16 protein-coding genes and 1 riboswitch are annotated in these 17,787 nt (G+C 67.8%); of the genes, 5 read left to right on the forward strand and 11 right to left on the reverse strand.

The window, feature by feature from the left end:
• Window positions 1–25: 25 nt before the first annotated feature.
• A riboswitch (cobalamin riboswitch) is annotated at window positions 26–247 on the reverse strand.
• A 261-nt stretch (window positions 248–508) separates the two neighbouring features.
• Window positions 509–3,673, reverse strand: coding sequence for a DEAD/DEAH box helicase (locus NF699_15220; GenBank protein USU04379.1), 3,165 nt, complete (start codon window positions 3,671–3,673; stop codon window positions 509–511).
• A gap of 105 nt (window positions 3,674–3,778) precedes the next feature.
• Complete coding sequence (locus tag NF699_15225; protein ID USU04380.1) at window positions 3,779–4,528, reverse strand: glutaredoxin; 750 nt, start codon at window positions 4,526–4,528, stop codon at window positions 3,779–3,781.
• Between the two features lie 74 nt (window positions 4,529–4,602).
• Here NF699_15225 and NF699_15230 point away from each other — a divergent pair, with 74 nt between their 5' ends.
• The 3 genes from NF699_15230 to NF699_15240 all read left to right on the forward strand — a co-directional run bounded on the left by NF699_15230 (window position 4,603) and on the right by NF699_15240 (window position 5,964).
• Window positions 4,603–4,992, forward strand: a complete 390-nt coding sequence (locus NF699_15230) for a MerR family DNA-binding protein (protein USU04381.1) — start codon at window positions 4,603–4,605, stop codon at window positions 4,990–4,992.
• Between the two features lie 118 nt (window positions 4,993–5,110).
• On the forward strand, window positions 5,111–5,308 hold the full coding sequence (locus NF699_15235; protein USU04382.1) for a hypothetical protein: 198 nt from the start codon (window positions 5,111–5,113) through the stop codon (window positions 5,306–5,308).
• A complete protein-coding gene (locus tag NF699_15240) occupies window positions 5,305–5,964 on the forward strand; it encodes a UPF0149 family protein (GenBank protein ID USU04383.1) in 660 nt (219 codons plus the stop codon). Before NF699_15235 ends, NF699_15240 begins: the two co-directional genes overlap by 4 nt.
• Before the next feature lie 135 nt (window positions 5,965–6,099).
• Here NF699_15240 and yghU read toward each other — a convergent pair whose 3' ends face one another.
• From yghU to NF699_15260, 4 genes are all read right to left on the reverse strand, one after another.
• Window positions 6,100–6,972: a glutathione-dependent disulfide-bond oxidoreductase gene (gene yghU, locus NF699_15245; protein ID USU04384.1), complete on the reverse strand. Its 873-nt coding sequence runs from the start codon at window positions 6,970–6,972 to the stop codon at window positions 6,100–6,102.
• Between the two features lie 60 nt (window positions 6,973–7,032).
• Window positions 7,033–7,590: a DUF1993 domain-containing protein gene (locus tag NF699_15250; protein ID USU04385.1), complete on the reverse strand. Its 558-nt coding sequence runs from the start codon at window positions 7,588–7,590 to the stop codon at window positions 7,033–7,035.
• Window positions 7,591–7,697: 107 nt separating this feature from the next.
• Window positions 7,698–8,420 carry an ABC transporter permease gene (locus tag NF699_15255; protein ID USU04386.1) on the reverse strand — a complete coding sequence of 241 codons (723 nt, stop codon included), beginning with the start codon at window positions 8,418–8,420 and terminating at the stop codon, window positions 7,698–7,700.
• A complete protein-coding gene (locus NF699_15260) occupies window positions 8,417–9,328 on the reverse strand; it encodes an ATP-binding cassette domain-containing protein (protein USU04387.1) in 912 nt (303 codons plus the stop codon). Before NF699_15260 ends, NF699_15255 begins: the two co-directional genes overlap by 4 nt.
• Window positions 9,329–9,385: 57 nt before the next feature.
• Between NF699_15260 and NF699_15265 the strand changes: the two genes are divergently transcribed.
• The gene (locus NF699_15265) at window positions 9,386–9,877 is read left to right on the forward strand and encodes a DUF2975 domain-containing protein (GenBank protein USU04388.1); all 492 of its coding nucleotides are present in this window, start codon (window positions 9,386–9,388) and stop codon (window positions 9,875–9,877) included.
• Between the two features lies 1 nt (window position 9,878).
• Complete coding sequence (locus NF699_15270) at window positions 9,879–10,124, forward strand: helix-turn-helix transcriptional regulator (GenBank protein USU04389.1); 246 nt, start codon at window positions 9,879–9,881, stop codon at window positions 10,122–10,124.
• Between the two features lie 85 nt (window positions 10,125–10,209).
• Here the strand turns inward: NF699_15270 and cobA are convergent, their stop codons facing one another.
• The 5 genes from cobA to NF699_15295 form a co-directional block, all read right to left on the reverse strand.
• Entirely contained in the window at window positions 10,210–11,013 is an 804-nt protein-coding gene (gene cobA / locus NF699_15275; GenBank protein ID USU04390.1) for a uroporphyrinogen-III C-methyltransferase, read from the reverse strand.
• Window positions 11,003–13,597, reverse strand: a complete 2,595-nt coding sequence (locus NF699_15280) for a molybdopterin-dependent oxidoreductase (protein ID USU04391.1) — start codon at window positions 13,595–13,597, stop codon at window positions 11,003–11,005. The genes cobA and NF699_15280 overlap by 11 nt, the downstream gene beginning before the upstream one ends.
• A gap of 187 nt (window positions 13,598–13,784) precedes the next feature.
• Window positions 13,785–14,123, reverse strand: coding sequence for a nitrite reductase small subunit NirD (gene nirD / locus NF699_15285; protein USU04392.1), 339 nt, complete (start codon window positions 14,121–14,123; stop codon window positions 13,785–13,787).
• Window positions 14,120–16,588, reverse strand: a complete 2,469-nt coding sequence (gene nirB, locus NF699_15290) for a nitrite reductase large subunit NirB (protein USU04393.1) — start codon at window positions 16,586–16,588, stop codon at window positions 14,120–14,122. Before nirB ends, nirD begins: the two co-directional genes overlap by 4 nt.
• Window positions 16,585–17,787 carry an alginate export family protein gene (locus NF699_15295; protein ID USU04394.1) on the reverse strand — a complete coding sequence of 401 codons (1,203 nt, stop codon included), beginning with the start codon at window positions 17,785–17,787 and terminating at the stop codon, window positions 16,585–16,587. Before NF699_15295 ends, nirB begins: the two co-directional genes overlap by 4 nt.

Here is a 17,787-nt window from a genome sequence, read left to right on the forward strand (position 1 = left end):
TCCACCGGAGGAACCCCCGTCCGAGGAACGTTTTGGCGTCGGAGGCAGGTCTCCTGGCTCACGGGTCAATGCGGTGGTTCCGGCCTTCCCGGGCTTTGTGCAAAGCCCAGTGACACGAATTGGAACCGCCGCTCGCCGCTTACAGTTGCGGGGGCAGCGCCGGATTATGTCCGCAGGACATCACCGGCTTCCCGTCTTAGCCTCATCGCCATGCCTGGGATGAGGAACCTCGACGAGCCGGTTCAACACCATCCGCGAGACTCTGTCAATAACGATATAAAGATATCTTTATATCGTTATATCCTGTGACGATCGAAATGCGGGGTGACAAGGGGCCGGGAGCCGGCACGCCAGGCCGTTCGTGGCCGGCAGATGGTCGATTGGTGCCGACCCCGAGCGGCCGATCGAGGATGTGTTGCGTCTGCGGAGGGTGGCCCGATTTGCGCGAGAGCGCGCACCGCATCCGTTCCGGATCCGCGGACCCGACCCGCTGACGCCGCCGATCACGTCATCCTGCCGCCGCGTGCATCAGAGCACCCACCCGCTCGAGCCGCGCTTCCGGATCATCAATGGCTTCGGCAAGCAAGACCCGCCCCTTCTTTTCCGGCAATCCCAGTTTCGCGGCGAGCGCGGCGACGTCGCCACGCGGGGTAAAGGCGATCGCCGCAGGCCCCGCGTCGATCCGCGCGACGTCCGCCACCCGCATGTGCAGGCGCAGCCGCGCGATTGTCAGCAGGCGGCGTGCCTCGACCGGAGCCTCGCCGAAGCGGTCGGTCAGCTCCTCCTCGAACCCGTCGAGTTCGTCGGCCGACACGATCCGCGCCAGTCGCGCATACAGCGCGACCCGCATGTTCACGTCGGGGATCCATTCCGCAGGCAGACGGCCATCAATGCCGAGGTGCAGCACCGGGGTCCATCGTTCGACGCTCTCCCCCCGCGCCTCGCGCAACGCGCCTTCCAGCAGTTGCTGGTACAACTCGACGCCGATCAGGCGCATATGCCCGGCCTGCGTGTCGCCGATCAGGTCGCCGGCACCGCGCAGGTCGAGATCGCGGGCGCTGATCGCGAACCCCGCGCCGAGCCGGTCGAACGCTTCCAGCGTGCGTAGCCGCTTGATCGTGCGGGGCGCGATCGCGTCGTCTGCGTCTGTGAACAGCAATACCTGTCCGCGTCGGCTGCCGCGCCCGACGCGCCCGCGCAACTGATGCAATTGCGCCAGACCGAAGCGGTCGGCATGCATGATGGCCATGGTGTTGGCGCGCGGGACGTCCAGCCCGGCCTCAATGATGTTGGTCGCCAGCAGGACGTCGCCGTCGCCGCGTCCGAACCGCACCATCGATGCATCGATATCCGCCGCCGGCATCTTGCCGTGCGCGGATAGCACGTCCAGCTCGGGCACCAGACGGTCGAGCAAGGCCGCGAGCGGCGCCATGTCGGCAATGCGCGGCACCACCACGAAGCTCTGCCCGCCCCGGCTGTGCTCGCGCAGCAGCGCCGCCCGCAACGTCGCGTCGGCGAACGCACTGACGGCGGTGCGGATCGGCTGACGCCGCGCCGGCGGGGTCGCGATGATCGACAGCTGGCGCAGGCCGACCATCGCGGCCTGTAGCGTCCGCGGGATCGGCGTCGCCGACAGGGTGAGGACATGGCCGCTGGACAGCTGTTGCAGCCGGTTCTTGTCCGCGGCGCCGAAGCGCTGCTCCTCGTCGACGATGACGAGCGCGAGGTCCTTGTAGACGACACCCTTGCCGGCAATCGCGCCGGTGCCGACTACGATGCGGATGGTTCCGTCGGCGAGACCGGCCTTTACGGCCTTGCGTTCGGCCGCGCCGGAGGTGCGGGACAGGCTGGCGACGGTGATGTCCGTATCGGCGAACCGGTTGGTAAAGGTTTCGAAATGCTGCCTCGCCAGCACGGTCGTAGGCGCAGCGATCGCCACCTGACGACCCGACAATGCCGCGACCGCGGCGGCCCGTAGCGCCACTTCGGTCTTGCCGAACCCGACATCGCCGACCACCAGCCGGTCCATCGGCCGTCCGCTGGCAAGGTCGGAACGCACCGCCTCGATCGCCGCCAGCTGGTCCGGCGTTTCCGAAAAGGGGAAGCCGGCCGCGAAACGCTCGTAATCGGCCGGTGCCGCATCCAGCACCGGCGCAGTGTGGTTCGCCCGCTCTTCCGCGAGCGCGGTCAGTGCCTTGGCGGTTTCGGCGATGGCCGCGTCGATCTCGCCGCGGCGCTTGTGCCACGTCGATCCGTCGAGCTTGTCGAGCCGAACCGCATCATCTTCCGCCCCGTAGCGCCAGATGCGATCCGCTTCCGACACCGGCACCAGACGCACCGCCTCGTCGGCATAGGTCAGCGCGATCGCGTCGCCGCCATCGCCTTCATCGACGGGCAGCGCCTGCAAGCCGGTGATCACGGCAAGTCCATGATCCTCGTGGATCACCACATCGTCGACGCGCAGTTCGGTGCCGGCGTCTAACGCGGGCGTGGCGACCGCCACCGCCTGTCCGCTCCGCTCGGCCCGACTGCCGATCAGATCGGCTGCGGTGACCGCGAGCACATCCTCGTGGCGAAACCCGCGATCGGCACAGACCGGTAGCGACAACAGGGTGCCGGGTTTCGCCGCAGCCACTTGCGCCCAGGATCCGACATCCTGCATGTCACGTTTGACGGCATTGGCGAGGCGCGGCGCAAGAAACCGGAGATCGCGTCGGCTGGCAAGCAGGACCACACGCCCGCCCGTGTCGAGCACCTCCCTCGCCAATTGCGCGCAGGCACGCAGCGGCGACGGATTTTCGACGAACCGCGGTGGTGGATCGGCGGCGGGCGCCAACGTCACGACGTCACGCGCCTTCAGCGTCTTGCGCCATGTGGCGTCGTCGATCACATCGCTGGACGTGCGTTTCGACCCGCGCCGCGTCGCATCCTTCACCAGCTTCAGGAAACGCTCGCGACGGTCGTCCGCGGCCGGATCGATCGTCACGCGTGCGCCCGGAAACTGATCGAGCAGCGTCGTCGGCGTGTCGCTGACCGCCGGTTCGGTGACGCGCCCCAAATCGCGGCGATCGATATCCTCGATACTGCGCTGGTCGGCGGCATCGTAACTGCGGATGGCGGCGATCCGGCCGTCGGCGGCCTCGATCCGCAGCGGCAGCGTGGCATCGGCGGGGAAGACGTCCAGCACCTGCCCGCGCAACCCGATTTCACCGGGTTCATCCACGCGCTCGTCCGCGACATAGCCGATCGCCAGCAGGCTTTCCTGGAGCGCGGCGAGATCGACCTCGTCTCCGACCGCAACAGCCGGGGGTTCGGCCGCATAGGTTTCGGGTTTCGGATACGCCCGCGCCGCCGCCTCGCCCGTGCTGATCAGCGCGATTCTGGGGCGCTGCGGTGTCGCCAGCAGCCGTTGCAGCCTGTGCAGGCTCGCAACCCGCTGTCCCACGTTGCCTGGCGAGGGCGGCGCGGCGTCGCCGGGCAGGGCATCGCTGCCGGGGCAGAACAGGATCGTGTTGTCCGGACACAAGGCGGCCAGCGTGTCTGCCAGCCCGGCCGCCGCGACTTCATCCCGCGCGATCGCGATGAGATCGTCGTCGTCGAGCAGGGGGGCAAGGGATGCGGCGTGTTCGGCCGTGCTGCGGTGGACGCTCCTGGACGGCGGGTTTGCTGGCATGGGGAACCTAAAAAGTGAGCTGCGCAAACGTGTTAGCCGATGGGTGCGTTCCAGCGCGTGATGACGATCCCCGCGATTCAGCCGACCGCCCGACCGCACGCCTGCTCACATCGATCCCGATCTGACGAGCATCCACACAGCCATGGCGATCATACCGAGGTTCTCGGTCAGCGACACGAAGCCGAGCGGAACGTTGGCAGAACCCCCGACGCAGGCGCATTTGAGTTCGCGCCGGTCGACATAGACGGCCTTGAAGACCGAGGCGGCGCCGATGATGCCGATAAACAGGGCGATCGGGATCGACAGCCAGTCCAGCACGCCCGCGGTCATCAGGACCCCGGCGAGTGCCTCCGCGAACGGGTAGACGTAGCCGTAGCGCACCCAACGACGGGCGAGCAGGTCGTAGTTGAGGAACATCGTCGAAAACGTCTGGATGTTCTGCAACTTGAGCAGCGCGAGCGTCGCCATGCTGAAGCCGCCGAACCATTGGAGGGCCTGAGGCGTGAACGGCGCGCCGAGGGTGCCAAGGCTCACCGCCATCGCCAGCAGCGCGGTCATCGCGAACAGCGCCGCGACCGGGCGATAGCTGGTGGTGCCGGGTTTGGCGACGCGGCTGCCGAAATGGCGGCGCAGATCGTCATAGCCACCGATGCGTTCGCCGGCGATGAACACCTGCGGCGTCGTCTTCACGCCGTGCCCGGCCTTGAAGGCGTCGGTCCGCGCGCGATCGGTGAGGTGGTGGTCCTCCACCTCGAAGCCCTTGCGCCGCAACAGGTCGAGCGCCTTCAACCCATAGGGACAAACGTGTTCGGGCATGACCATGCGATAGAGTATGGCGACGGGACGGCGGGACATGGGTGCACTCCTGATTGCCTGCGGTGGCACCCTGTCGATATAGGGTCCGGACCATGGTCCGGAGTCAAGCGCCGATGTCGAGAATGACCATAGCAGGGCTGGCGCAAGCCGGCGGCGTGGGCGTGGAGACCGTCCGCTATTACCAGCGGCGGCAGCTGCTGGCCGAACCGGAACGGCCCGATGGCGGGTTCCGAAGCTATGGCGACGACGACGTGCGACGCTTGCGCTTCATCCGGCAGGCGCAGGCGGCGGGGTTCACGCTGGAGGAAATCCGCGAGCTTCTGGCACTCGATGCAACCGAGGATCGCGCCCGCGTCCGGGATCTCGCGCGATCGCGGATCGCAGCGCTCGATGCGAGGATCACGGAGATGCAGCAGGCGAGGGCGGCATTGGCACGGCTTGCCGACGATTGCGGCGCCGGGACCGGCGGCCCGTGCCCCATTCTGCTCGCGTTCGAGCGGTGACATCGGTCCTTCCGTCGCGCCGCCACCGCGCCGACCGATCGATCATCCCGCGGGCCAGGTAACGTTCGCAGACAGGTTGCCCGATGCCAATCCCGTTCGATCCTGCTAGCGGACATCCATGCTCAAAACACGAATGAAGCGCATGGCGACCGAAACGGAGCGCGCGCTCGACCGTCTCGCCGCGGTGGAAGCGTCGGTGGTGGCGCTGGCCGACGAGGACCTGCTCGATCTCGCCGACATTTTCGCCGCGGGCGATCCGACCCCGTTGCGCAATATGGCAGAGGCGGAGATGCGCCGAAGGAACCTCAGCCTGTGAAGCGGTTGCCGTCGCGCTTCCGCCGGCTGGATGGCGCGCTCGCCGATCTGCCCGTCGAGGAGCCGATGCTGCTGACCGAGCTCGACGGGTTTCTCACCGGGCTGGTGATCTGCCCGGATGCGATCCCGCCGGCCGAGTGGATGACCGTGGTCTGGGGAGCCGAGGCCGATGGCATCCCGCCCTTCGATGATCCACTGGATGTGCAATGGTTCGCCAATGCAGTGGCGGCGCGGCGCGACGAGATCGCACGCGATCTCGCCCGCGGCAAGCTTCAGCCGATCCTCGACATCGACGAGCGCGATGGCGAACCCCTGTGGGAATATTGGATCGACGGTTTCGCCGAGATGATCGCGCTGCGTCCGGATGCCTGGGCGATGCTGGCGAACGATCCGGACACGATGGCCTCGCGGTCGCCACTGGACATGCTGATCGCGGTCGCGCGCAACGAAAGCGACCTCGACAGCATGGCGGTCAACGCGCTTCAGGACCGCGCTGTGGCCGAGCTGACGGAGGCCGTCGAGCATCTGTACGCCGCGCGCGCGCAATCCGCCGGACGGATGCCGGTCGCCGCACCCGCCACCATGGCGGCCAAGGTCGGTCGCAACGATCCGTGCCCCTGCGGATCGGGGAAAAAGCACAAGCGCTGCTGTAGCTGAGCGACCGGCGGCTTCTGTCTTCCGTCGCATCTGGCGCGTCGGCGGTTCGCATCGTCCCGACGACGGAGGAGGAAGCAGCGGCATCCTCCCACGGGCTGATGAGCGGCGGGACCGTGGTCCTTTCGCGAACCCCCGTTACGCCTGCCCCTGCAGCCTGTCCTGCGTACGCGTCGTGAAATCGTCCGCGGCATGGCGTTCGTGCAGCTGGCTCGCCAGGTCCCCGGTCACCCGGTTCACCATCCGGCCGCGCCGCACGGCGGGACGATCCGCCAGCTGCTCCGTCCAGCGCCGAAGGTTGCGATAATCCTGCACCTTCAGGAATTCTGCCGCACCATACAATTCGCCCTGCACGAGCTGGCCGTACCATGGCCAGATCGCCATATCCGCGATCGTATAGTCCGGTCCGGCAACGAACGCGCTGTCCGCCAGCCGGCGATCGAGCACGTCGAGCTGCCGCTTCGTCTCCATGGCGTAGCGATCGATCGGATATTCGAACTTCTCGGGCGCATAGGCATAGAAATGGCCGAAACCGCCGCCGAAGAACGGCGCGCTGCCCATCTGCCAGAACAGCCACGACAGGCATTCGGCGCGTGCCGGTCCGGACGGCGGCAGAAACGCACCGAAAGCCTCGGCAAGATAGACCAGGATGGCGCCGGATTCGAACACGCGCACCGGTGTGTCGCCACTATGGTCGACCAGCGCGGGAATCTTGGAATTCGGATTGGCGTCGACGAAGCCGCTGCCGAACTGGTCGCCCTCGCCGATGCGGATCAGCCACGCATCGTATTCGGCACCGGCATGGCCGGCCGCGAGCAGCTCCTCGAGCATGATCGTCACCTTCACGCCGTTCGGCGTTCCCAGCGAATAGAGCTGGAGCGGGTGCTCGCCGACGGGCAGCGGCGCATCATGCGTCGCGCCGGCGACGGGGCGATTGATGCTCGCGAAGCGGCCGCCGCTCTCCTTGTTCCAGGTCCAGACGGCGGGCGGCGTGTAGTGATCGTTGCTCATCGTCGATCTCTCGTAGGGGAAGGGCGCAAGACGCGTGCGATCATAGCTGCCGATCGTCTCTCAGGATGCGGCAGGCTGGCGGAAACAGGCGACCATATGCGCGACATAATCGGCCTTCCCCAGCGCGATGCCTTGCGCCCGCAGGATCGAATAGGCCGTCACGACGTGGAAATAGAATTGCGGCAACGCCCAGTCGCGCGCGTACTGCCCGGCCGTCAGGTCGAGAACCATGCCATTCGGTAGTGCGTGCGCGATCGGCGCGGACGCGTCCATCGTGATCCCGGCCGCGGCAGCCTCGATTACGCCGAGCGTCTCGACGATCCGGGCCCGTGCGTCTGCAAGCGTACCGGGCGCGTCTCCGGCATTGCGCGCTTCGTCGAGCAGGACCTGTAGCGAAGGTGGAAATTCCCGGTCCGACAGTCGAAAGACGCACTCCTGCGCCTGCCGGCAGGCGAAGCGGATCTGCGTCGCCAGCGAAAACATGTCGGGGGCGAGCCGGGCGACCAGCAATGCTTCCGCGCCGCCGTCGGGCTGCTGGGCCTCGGCCTTGTCCAGCCATCGCGACAGCGTCCCCAGCATCTGCACATAGGTCGGCACGACAAGATCTTGCAGCGTCATGGGATAAGGGCTTTCCGTGGCTGATCCGCGAGCCGATCCAAGCCGGGATGGCCGCAGGCGTCAAGCGTGCCGACACCGTGCGTTCGGCTCACCCTGCGCGAATTTGCCTAGCGCCGCGCCCGTGCCGACAGGTCGATCAGCATGATCGGAACCAGCACGGCCATTCCCAATATCGCCGTCACCAGCGCCTGCTGGGCGCGGTCGGGCGAGGAAAGCATGTTCACCGGCAGGAGCCATGGAATATAGACGCCCTGTCTGGCCGATGCGGTGACCACCCCGATCAGGGTGCCGCCGATGCCCAGCACCAGCGGCGGCACGAAGCTGCGTGCGCGCAGGGCGAGCCATAACTGCAGAAGGGCAAGCAATCCGCCGGCGACCCACATGCGCGCGATCAGCGCCGCAAGATGCCCGAGTGGCGCCTCGCCACTCAGCATCTTGCCGCCGGTGATCGCATCGGCGACGGACCCGGCCGCAGCCATCCCGGCGACCATCAGCACGCTCATCGCCGCCAGCAGCAGCAGCAGGATGAGCAGCTTGGCGAGGAAGAAGCGACCGCGCCAGCCGGGCAGGGCGAGAAGATGGTCCCAGCCGCGGGCGGCCTGCTCCACCTGCGCCAGCAGCACCGACAGCGCCGTCGCTGCCATCGGCAGCATCAGATAGGCCCAGATCGCCGCCGTCCCGTCGGCGAACATGCGCCATGGCAGCGACTTGTCGCGATCCATCAGGATCACGAACGCCAGTACGCTGAGGCTCAGCGGCGCCGCGATCACCAGCCCGAGCGTCAGCGACCGTCGCAGGCGCAGCAGTTCGACCGCCAATACCGTGATCATGCCATCGCTCCCTGTACGGTCCGGTCGAACGCGATCCGGTCGAATGCGGTCCGGTCGAAAAGGTGTTCCAGTCGACGTTCGCGCCGTACCAGATGCGAGACGGGGTGACCGGCAGCGATCAGCAGCGCCGCCAGCCGGTCGGCGGCGTCGGTGCGGACGAGCAGCCGGCAACCATCCGCCGTGAAGCCGAAGCCGGCCGCGGCCAGCGTGTCGCCGGCACCGGCGTCGCTTTCCACTTCCACCACCGGATCGACCGATCCGCGGACCTGCGCGATCGGTCCTTCCGCCACCATCCGGCCATGCGCGACCAGGCCGACATGCGTGGCCACGCGTTCGACCTCGTCGAGCAGGTGGCTCGAGACGATCACCGTCACATCGTCTTCGGCGACCAGCCGGGCGAGCAGATGCCGGACGTCCGCGATCCCGTCCGGATCGAGGCCATTGGTCGGCTCGTCCAGCACCAGCAGGCGCGGTCCCCCGATCAGTGCGCGGGCGATGCCGAGCCGCTGGCGCATACCCAGCGAATAACCGCCCGCGCGCCGATCAGCGACGTCGGCGATCCCTGCCACGGCAAGGACGCGATCGACCTCGCCGCGGTCGGCCCCGAGCAGCCGACGGGTGACCTCCAGGTTTTCGCGTCCCGTCAGATTGCCCCAGACGGTAGGCGCTTCGATCAGCGCTCCGACGACCGCGCCGCGCTGCCGCCGGTCGTCGCCGAACAGCGTAAGTCGCCCCGCATCAGGACGCACGAGTCCCAGCACCATGCGCATCGTGGTCGTCTTGCCGGCCCCGTTCCGACCGAGAAAGCCGTATATCGCGCGTCGGGGTACGGTGAGGTTCAGGCCATCCACGACCGGACGGCCGTCATAGCGCTTGACCAGCCCGGTGGCTGAAAGAGCTGTTTCCATCACAGGCGCCTTTAGCTAAGATTTAAATTCAGCCCGTGTTATTTAAGTGAAAGCTAAATGTCTACCATCTCATCACCCGCCCGTGCGGGCGTCATCCGGCAGGCACGCGCCCTGAGCCGCCTGACCGCGATCCTGATCGCGGGGACGTTTCTGTTGCTGGCCTGGCCGCTGGCATTGTCGTTGGCCTTGGGGCGGCCACCCGCGGGCTGGTCCAACCTGACCGAACTCGTGCCGCCGCTGGTGTATCTGCTGGGACTGGTGCAATTGCGCAGCGCGTTCGTGTCGATCGCCGCCGGCGAATTGTTCGGATCGGCGACGCGCCGCGCCTTGTCCCGGCTGGGCGCCGCCATGCTCCTCGGCGCGACGCTTCAGGTGGTCGTCATGCCCAATCTGATCTTCTGGCTGATGGAACGGGGCGAGGGTGGGGGATTGCTGCGGTTCGACGTCGCGGCCTTCAGCGTCGGTGCGATCGGGGCGGGGTTGTTGCTGATCGTCCGCCTGTTCGACGCTGCCGGCGAGATGGAAGCGGAACTGGACGGGATTCTCTGACGTGCCGGTCGAGATCACGTTGGACGCGGTGCTGTCGAAACGCAGGATGACCGGCAAGGAGCTTGCCCGCCGCGTGGGCCTGAGCGAGACGCAATTGTCACTGTTCCGGTCGGGCAAGGTGCGTGGGCTGCGCTTCTCCACTCTGTCGCGCATGTGTGCGGTGCTGGATTGCGCGCCGGGAGAGTTGCTCAGCTACGCGTTCGATCCCGCCGACCTCTCTCCGCTCGCAACCGACGACGAAGTGTAGCGGACGGGCATGAAGGCGCCCGCTACATCCATCTTTTCGGAACCGGTCTCGCTCGTCGGTGACGAGCGTCCGTCTGCGGATCGGATCAGACCAGCATGATCCGATCGCTCGACGTGGTCCGCCGTGCGGCCGGCTGTCCTGCGCCCCTCTCGATGGGCTGGGCCATCGCCTGACCGATCAGCAGCAATGCGGGATCGCGATCGCCGATCGTGCGGACCAGAAACGCCAGCGCATCCAGGCGACCGCGGATCAGTCGTTCGTCGGGAAGCGACACGTTGACCGCCACCATCACGGGCGTGTCCGGCGCTAGTCCGGCCTGTATCAGGTTGCGCGACACGTCACCCGCCGCCGCCCGGCCCATATAGACCGCCAGCGTCGCCTCCGGCCGGGCGAGGGCCGCCCAGTCGAGGTCCAGCGGTTCGTTCGCCCGCGCATGCGCGGTGACCAGCGTCAGCGACCGCGCCAGTCCGCGCAGCGTCAGCGATACCGCCCCCGACGCGGCAGCGGCGCTGGCGGCGGTGATGCCCGGGCACACCTGCACCGTAATGCCGTGCGCGGCGCAGGCGTCGATCTCCTCGGTCGACCTACCGAAGATCGACGGGTCGCCGCCTTTCAGCCGTACGACGCGCCGGCCCGCCAGCGCGGCGGCGACGATCATGTCGTCGATCGTGCCCTGATCCTTCGAATGGCGGCCGGAGCGCTTGCCGACGCCGACGCACTCGACGTTCGCCGGGATCAGGTCGAGTACGCCGGGGCCGACCAAGGCGTCGTAGAACACGACGTCGGCGGCGGCGATGAGGCGTTCGGCCTTGCGGGTGAGCAGGTCGGGATCGCCGGGGCCGGCGCCGACCAGCCAGACGGTGCCGGGGGCGATTGTGTCATGCGGCATGGGTCGATCCTTCGGCGAGGAGTTTGGCGAGCGCCGGCCGGCACGAGCCGCAATTGGTGCCCGCTTTCAACGCGGTGCCGATCGCGGCGACATCGGTCAGGCGTTGGGCGGCGATCGTCGTCAGGATGGTCTTCAGCCCGACATCGAAACAGGCGCAGACGATCGGACCGCGATCGACCTGAACGCCGGGCGCGCGACCCGCGAGCAGCGTCGGCGCGGCCTGCGGCTCGGCGAGTTGCTCCACCAGCCAGTCGCGCGGTGGCAGCGTGCCGTCGCGGGTGACGAACAGCGCCGCGGCCAGCCGCCCGTCGCGCAGGATCGCGATACGGCGCGTTCCCCGTGCCGCGTCGATCGCCTCCAGCCGCTGCCCCGCCGGCAACAGCGTGTCGAGCGCCGCGGCATCGCCATTTCCTGCAAGGTCCCACGCCGTGCCGCACGGAACCGCGACCCGCGTCGCCCACAGGCAATTCGGCCGGGCGGCCAGCTCACCCGCGACGATGACGAAGCCCCGCCACCCCGTCATGACCGCAGTGATCCGCGCCGGCGTCGCCTTGAAGCCCGGCTGCCCGGAAATCGGGTCGGCGAGCGGGCGCGGCAAAAGCCCGGTGCGGCCACCCGTCGCACTCCGGTCGGTCCAGTGGATCGGCGTGAACAGCTCGCCCGGCCGCTGCGTCGTCGCGATCCGCACGCGAAACAGGCTGTCCCCCTGCGGCGTCGCAACCCGGGCCAGTGCACCGTCGGCCAGTGCCAATGCGGCGGCATCGTCGGGATGCACCTCCACCAACGGCTCCTCGCGATGGCGCGCCAGCTTGGGCGACAGGCCGGTCCGCGACATCGTGTGCCACTGGTCGCGATACCGCCCGGTGTTGAGCGTCATCGGCCAGTCGGCGAGCGGCTTCGCGATCGGCTTCTGCACCACCGGCACCAGCCGTGCACGGCCGTCCGGCGTGGAATAGCGCCCGTCGGCGAACGGGATGCCGCCCCAGCGGAACGGCGTCATCGCGTCATAGGCGGCATTGCCGGTCGCCGCCTGACCCGGCAGCGCGAACAGGCGCTCGCCCTGATTTTCATAGGCCGACAGCCGGCAATGTTCGCGCCAGATTTCGGCGGGCCGATCGTAGGCGAAGGCGGTCTTCCACCCCATCCGCCGCGCCACCTGCGTGACGATCCACCAGTCGGGCTTCGCCTCGCCGGGCAGCGGCAGGAACGCGCGCTGGCGGCTGATCGTGCGGTCGGAATTGGTGACGGTGCCGTCCTTCTCGCCCCAGGCGGCGGCGGGCAGGCGGACGTGGGCGTGGACGCTGGTGTCGGTCTCCGCGATCACGTCGCTGACCACGACGAAGGGACACGCCGTCAGCGCCTCGCGCACCCGCCCCGCGTCGGGCATCGATACGGCAGGATTGGTCGCCATCACCCACAACGCCTTGATCCGCCCGTGGCCGAGTTCGCGGAACAGGTCGACCGCCTTCAGACCCGGCTTGGTCGCCATATTCGGCGCGGCCCAGAACCGCCCGACGCGCGCGACGTTCTCGGGCGCGAAGTCCATGTGGGCCGCCAGCGTTGACGCCAGCCCGCCGACCTCGCGCCCGCCCATCGCATTGGGCTGTCCCGTGATCGAGAACGGTGCGGCACCGGGCTTGCCGATGCGACCCGTCGCGAGGTGCAGGTTGATGATCGCGTTGACCTGATCCGTCCCGCTGAGCGACTGGTTCACGCCCTGGCTGAACATCGTCACCGTGCGCGGCGTCGCGGCGAACAGGTCGAAGAAGCGCCTGAGGTCGTCCGGCGCAACATCGCATGTGCGCGCCGTCGACCACAGGTCGCTCCCCTCTCCGAACCCGTTCCAGAAATCGTCGGGAGTCGCGACGTGGCGCTCCAGATAGGCGTCGTCGACGGCGCCGTTCGCGCGGCACCATGCCAGCAGGCCGTGCATCAGCGCGACATCGGTGCCGGGACGGATCGCGAGGTGCAGGTCCGCCTCGTCCGCAGTTTCAGTGCGGCGCGGGTCGATCACGACCAGCTTCGTGCCACGCGTCGCACGCGCAGCCATGATCCGCTGATAGACGACCGGATGGCACCATGCCGTATTGCTACCGACCAGCACGATCAGGTCGGCGGCGTCGAGATCCTCGTAGCTCGCCGGCACGATATCCTCGCCGAACGCCCGCATATGCCCCGCGACCGCGCTCGACATGCACAGCCGCGAATTGGTGTCGATGTTGGCGGAGCCGATGAAGCCCTTCATCAGCTTGTTGGCGACGTAATAGTCCTCGGTCAGGATCTGGCCCGAGACGTAGAAGGCGACGCTGTTCGGACCGTGTCTGGCGATGGTGTCGCGGAACCTGCGGGCGACGAGGTCGAGCGCCTTGTCCCATGTGGCGCGGCGCTGGCCGATCATCGGGTGGAGCAGGCGGCCTTCGGGGCCGATCGTCTCGCCGAGGTGGGTGCCCTTGGAGCAGAGCTTGCCGGCGTTGGCGGGGTGATCGGGGTCGCCGGCGATGGTGGCGGTGCGGTCACCGGTGGGGGTGGCGACGATGCCGCAGCCGACCCCGCAATAGGCGCAGGTGGTGCGGATCGCGCTCAAAGCCCCTCCCCTTCAGGAGCGTCGGGTGAACCGCGCCCCGCGCGGTTCAGGTCAGGCTGGGAGCCTGACCGACCCGACGCTGGGTTGGGGTGGGGGCTGTCCGCGAGCGCTGATCTCGGTGAGACACCGCCCCACCCCCAACCCCTCCCCTGAAGGGGAGGGGCTTCTCTTTGGAAGTCCCGGATCGTCACGCCGCCGCCGCCAACACGCTGGTCCGGCAGATCAGCACCCGCCCCGCCGACACCTTCACCGGCACCACCGGCGTACACCCCTTGTCCTCGCCCAGCGCCTCGCCCGTCGTCAGCGAGATCCGCCAATTGTGCAGCGGACACGCCACCGCGCCGCCATGCACGATCCCTTGGCTCAACCGCCCATGCTTGTGCGGACAGCGATCGAGCAATGCGAAGACCTTGCCGTCGCCGGTGCGGAACACCGCGATGTCATCACCGCCGGTGACCTGCACGGTGCGGCTGCCGCGCACCGGGATCTCGTCGACCCAGCCGATGTCGAGCCATTCGCCGATCATGCCATTTCCCTCGCTGCATCCAAAGGAGTGAACACCGCCATCGGCGCATGCTGCTCGCGCGCATCCCCGGCCGCCCGCGCAGCCCAGGGGTCGTCCTGCGAGAAGCTCTGCGAATAGCGGAACCGTGCGGCCAGCGCGTCGCGACCCTCCGCATCGTCGGCGATGCGTTCACGGATATACTCGACCCCGATCCGCTCGATCCACGGCGCGGTCCGCTCGAGATAGCGCGCCTCCTCGCGATACAATTGGATGAAGGCCGCGCAATAATGCATCGCCTCCTCCTCCGATCCGACCTTGCAGAGAAAGTCGGTGGCGCGAACCTTGATGCCGCCATTGCCGCCGACGTGCAGTTCGTACCCACTGTCGACGCACACCACGCCGAAGTCCTTGATCGTCGCCTCGGCGCAATTGCGCGGGCAGCCGCTGACCGCGATCTTGAACTTGTGCGGCATCCAGCTGCCCCACGTCATCCGCTCGACCTTCACGCCGAGGCCCGTCGAATCCTGCGTGCCAAACCGGCACCATTCGCTCCCGACACAGGTCTTCACCGTACGCAGCGACTTGCCATAGGCATGGCCGCTGACCATCCCGGCGGCATTGAGATCGGCCCAGACCGCGGGCAGATCCTCTTTCTTGATCCCGAAGATGTCGAGCCGCTGCCCGCCGGTGACCTTGACCATCGGCGCGTCGAACTTCTCGACGACATCAGCGATCGCACGCAGTTCGCGCGGGTTGGTCAGCCCACCCCACATCCGCGGCACCACCGAATAGGTGCCGTCCTTCTGGATGTTGGCATGCAGGCGCTCGTTGACGAAGCGGCTCTGCTGGTCGTCCTTATACTCGCCCGGCAGCGCGCAGAGCAGATAGTAATTCAGCGCCGGCCGGCATGACGAGCAGCCGTCGGGCGTATTCCACGTCAGCTTCTGCATCACCTCCGGAATCGATCGCATATCCTGCGCGACGATCTCTCGCCGCACGTCGTCGTGGCCGAAGCTGGTGCATTTGCACATCGTCTTGACGGTGCGCTCGCCCGAATACTCATCGCCCAGCGTGACGGCGAGCAACGTCTCGACCAGTCCGGTGCAGGAGCCGCAGGATGCCGACGCCTTGCAGGTGGCGCGCACCGCGTCGAGCGTCGTGTTGCCCGCGCCGATGCAGGCGACGACCTTGCCCTTGGTGACGCCGTTGCAGCCGCAGATCTCCGCCTCGTCGGAGAGCGCCGCAACGGCCGCCTTAGGGTCCGCCTGCCCCCCTCCCGAGGCGAAGGCCTGGCCGAAGATGAGCATGTCGCGGATCGCCGACACGTCCTCCTCGCGTTTCAGCAGGTCGAAATACCAGCCGCCATCCGCGGTATCGCCGTACAACACCGCGCCGACCACCTTGTCGCCGCGCACCACCACGCGCTTGTAGACGCCGCGCGAGGCGTCGCGCAGCACGATGTCTTCCGCGCCGTCGCCGCCCGAGAAATCGCCCGCCGAGAACACGTCCAGCCCCGCGACCTTCAGCTTGGTCGACGTCACCGATCCGCGATAGCCGCTATGCTTCTCGACCAGCCCGTCGGCGAGCGCGCGGCACATATCCCACAGCGGCGCGACGAGGCCATAGACGTTGCCGTCATGCTCGACGCATTCGCCCACCGCGAGGATCGACGGGTCGGACGTGACCATATGGTCGTCGACCTGAATGCCGCGACCGACCGCAAGACCGGCATCGCGCGCGAGCGCCACCGAAGGCCGGATGCCGACCGCCATCACGACGAGGCTGGCGGGGATGACGGTGCCGTCCTTCAGCGCGACGCCCTCGACTCTGCCGTCGCCGACGATCGCGGCGGTATGCGCCTCGGTCAGGATCGTCTGGCCGCGCGCTTCCAGCGCCGACTTCAGCAGCCAGCCCGCCGCCTCGTCCAGCTGCCGCTCCATCAGCGTCGGCATCAGGTGGATGACGGTGACCTTCATACCGCGCAGCGTCAGCCCGTGCGCCGCTTCCAGCCCCAGCAGTCCGCCGCCGATCACCACCGCATCGCCGCCGGCTCCGGCGGCCGCGAGCATGTGGTCGACATCCGCCATGTCGCGAAAGCTGATGACGCCGGGCAGGTCCTTGCCCGGCACCGGGATGATGAACGGATCGGAACCGGTCGCGATCAGCAACTTGTCGTACGACACGCTGCGCCCCGACCGCGCCGTCACCGTCTTTGCCGCGCGGTTGATCGCCTGCACCGGATCGCTCGATACCAACTCGATCGCGTTCGACGCGTACCAGGCGGCATCGTTGATGACGATCTCGTCGAAGGTCTTCTCGCCCGCGAGCACCGGCGACAGCATGATGCGGTTGTAGTTCACATGCGGTTCGGCACCGAAGATGGTGACGCGGTAGCGATGCGGATCGCGGGCGATCAGCTCCTCCACCGCACGGCAGCCGGCCATGCCGTTGCCGATGACGACCAGGTGTTCGCGGGTGTTAATCATAGGGTCCAGTCCAGTTGGAGCCAGAGTTTGCGGGTGTTTGTGGCGAACACGTCCGCGTCGTAATCGGCGTAGCGGACGCTCGCGACGGTGCGGCCGAGCTTCGCCTGCGCCAGCAGGTCGATCTCGTTGCCGTAATGGCGGACCAGACGATCGCTTTCGAACCGGTGGTAGATCGCCTGTACCGACACGTTCTTCAGCGTGCCGACCTGCTTCCAGCCCCAGCCGGCGCTGGCATACAGGTCGCGGATGCCGTCGGCGGGCGTCGTGGTGAACTTGTCCGCCCAGCCCTGAAACTTGAAGATCGACGACAGCGGCGTCTGGAAGCTGGTCAGCGCGGTGCCGCGATCGGCGCCGAGCACTTCGTACCCCGCGCCCAGCTTCGGTCCCGCCAGATCGACCGCGACGTCGGCGAGCCAGTAATCGGCGCGATAGTCGTTGGGGTTGCGGTGGTAATCGGACTGGCGCGCATGGCTCGCCTGCCATGCGACGGTCGCCTTGCCGACCTTCCGCGATCCCGCCAGCCGGACGCCATAGCTCTGGCTCGACAGGCGATAGCCCTGCACCGGCGCCTCGTCCTGATCGACCAGATAGGCGAAACCGCTCAATGTGCCGATCGGCGACGCCCAGCCGAGCGTCGCGAAGATGTTGTCGCCGCCCACCGCCTGCGGCCGTGCGCCGAATCCGTCGATGCCCCAGATCGTGCGGACGCCCCATGCATAGGTGACGTCCGCCTTCACGCCCGTCACCGGCACGATTTCGGCGCGCACCGCGTCGAAGGTCTGGCCGTTGTTGCGGATGCCGGCGGCGCCGACGAAGCGTTCGTCCTCCAGCTGGATGCGCTGGCGACCGGCCGTCACCGTCAGCGGCGCGCTGCGATATTGCAACTGCGCCCGGTAGAGCGCGATGCTCTGCGGATCGGCGATCTGCGGGCGCGACGTCGCGGATCCCTGAAGGCCGTCGTAATACTTCCCGACGATGGCGAGGTTGCCCTGCGCTTCGGCGAGCGCCGACCACGGGCCTTCGGTCACCTGCAGCCCGGCGCGGATACGGGCGGTCACGGCATCGGCATCGTCGCGAAGGCCGTTCTGTTCGACATGCTCGTGGCGCAGGCGGGTATCGATCAGCGGGGTGATCGTCTGCGCGGCGGCGGGCGCCGCGCAGATCAGGGTCAGTACAGGGAACGTAAGTGTATAGCGCAT

The sequence above is a fragment of the Sphingomonadaceae bacterium OTU29LAMAA1 genome (genome assembly GCA_024072375.1).
Lineage (GTDB): Bacteria > Pseudomonadota > Alphaproteobacteria > Sphingomonadales > Sphingomonadaceae > Sphingomonas.

Excerpts from the sequence above, each read along its gene's own strand:
- NF699_15260 (USU04387.1), bottom strand. The coding sequence starts at position 9,328 with ATGGAAACAGCTCTTTCAGCCACCGGGCTGGTCAAGCGCTATGACGGC.
- NF699_15250 (USU04385.1), bottom strand. The coding sequence starts at position 7,590 with ATGACGCTGCAAGATCTTGTCGTGCCGACCTATGTGCAGATGCTGGGG.
- NF699_15295 (USU04394.1), bottom strand. The coding sequence starts at position 17,787 with ATGCGCTATACACTTACGTTCCCTGTACTGACCCTGATCTGCGCGGCG.
- NF699_15230 (USU04381.1), top strand. The coding sequence starts at position 4,603 with ATGTCGAGAATGACCATAGCAGGGCTGGCGCAAGCCGGCGGCGTGGGC.
- NF699_15225 (USU04380.1), bottom strand. The coding sequence starts at position 4,528 with ATGTCCCGCCGTCCCGTCGCCATACTCTATCGCATGGTCATGCCCGAA.
- nirB (USU04393.1), bottom strand. The coding sequence starts at position 16,588 with ATGATTAACACCCGCGAACACCTGGTCGTCATCGGCAACGGCATGGCC.
- NF699_15265 (USU04388.1), top strand. The coding sequence starts at position 9,386 with ATGTCTACCATCTCATCACCCGCCCGTGCGGGCGTCATCCGGCAGGCA.
- nirD (USU04392.1), bottom strand. The coding sequence starts at position 14,123 with ATGATCGGCGAATGGCTCGACATCGGCTGGGTCGACGAGATCCCGGTG.
- NF699_15235 (USU04382.1), top strand. The coding sequence starts at position 5,111 with ATGCTCAAAACACGAATGAAGCGCATGGCGACCGAAACGGAGCGCGCG.
- NF699_15255 (USU04386.1), bottom strand. The coding sequence starts at position 8,420 with ATGATCACGGTATTGGCGGTCGAACTGCTGCGCCTGCGACGGTCGCTG.
- yghU (USU04384.1), bottom strand. The coding sequence starts at position 6,972 with ATGAGCAACGATCACTACACGCCGCCCGCCGTCTGGACCTGGAACAAG.
- NF699_15220 (USU04379.1), bottom strand. The coding sequence starts at position 3,673 with ATGCCAGCAAACCCGCCGTCCAGGAGCGTCCACCGCAGCACGGCCGAA.
- cobA (USU04390.1), bottom strand. The coding sequence starts at position 11,013 with ATGCCGCATGACACAATCGCCCCCGGCACCGTCTGGCTGGTCGGCGCC.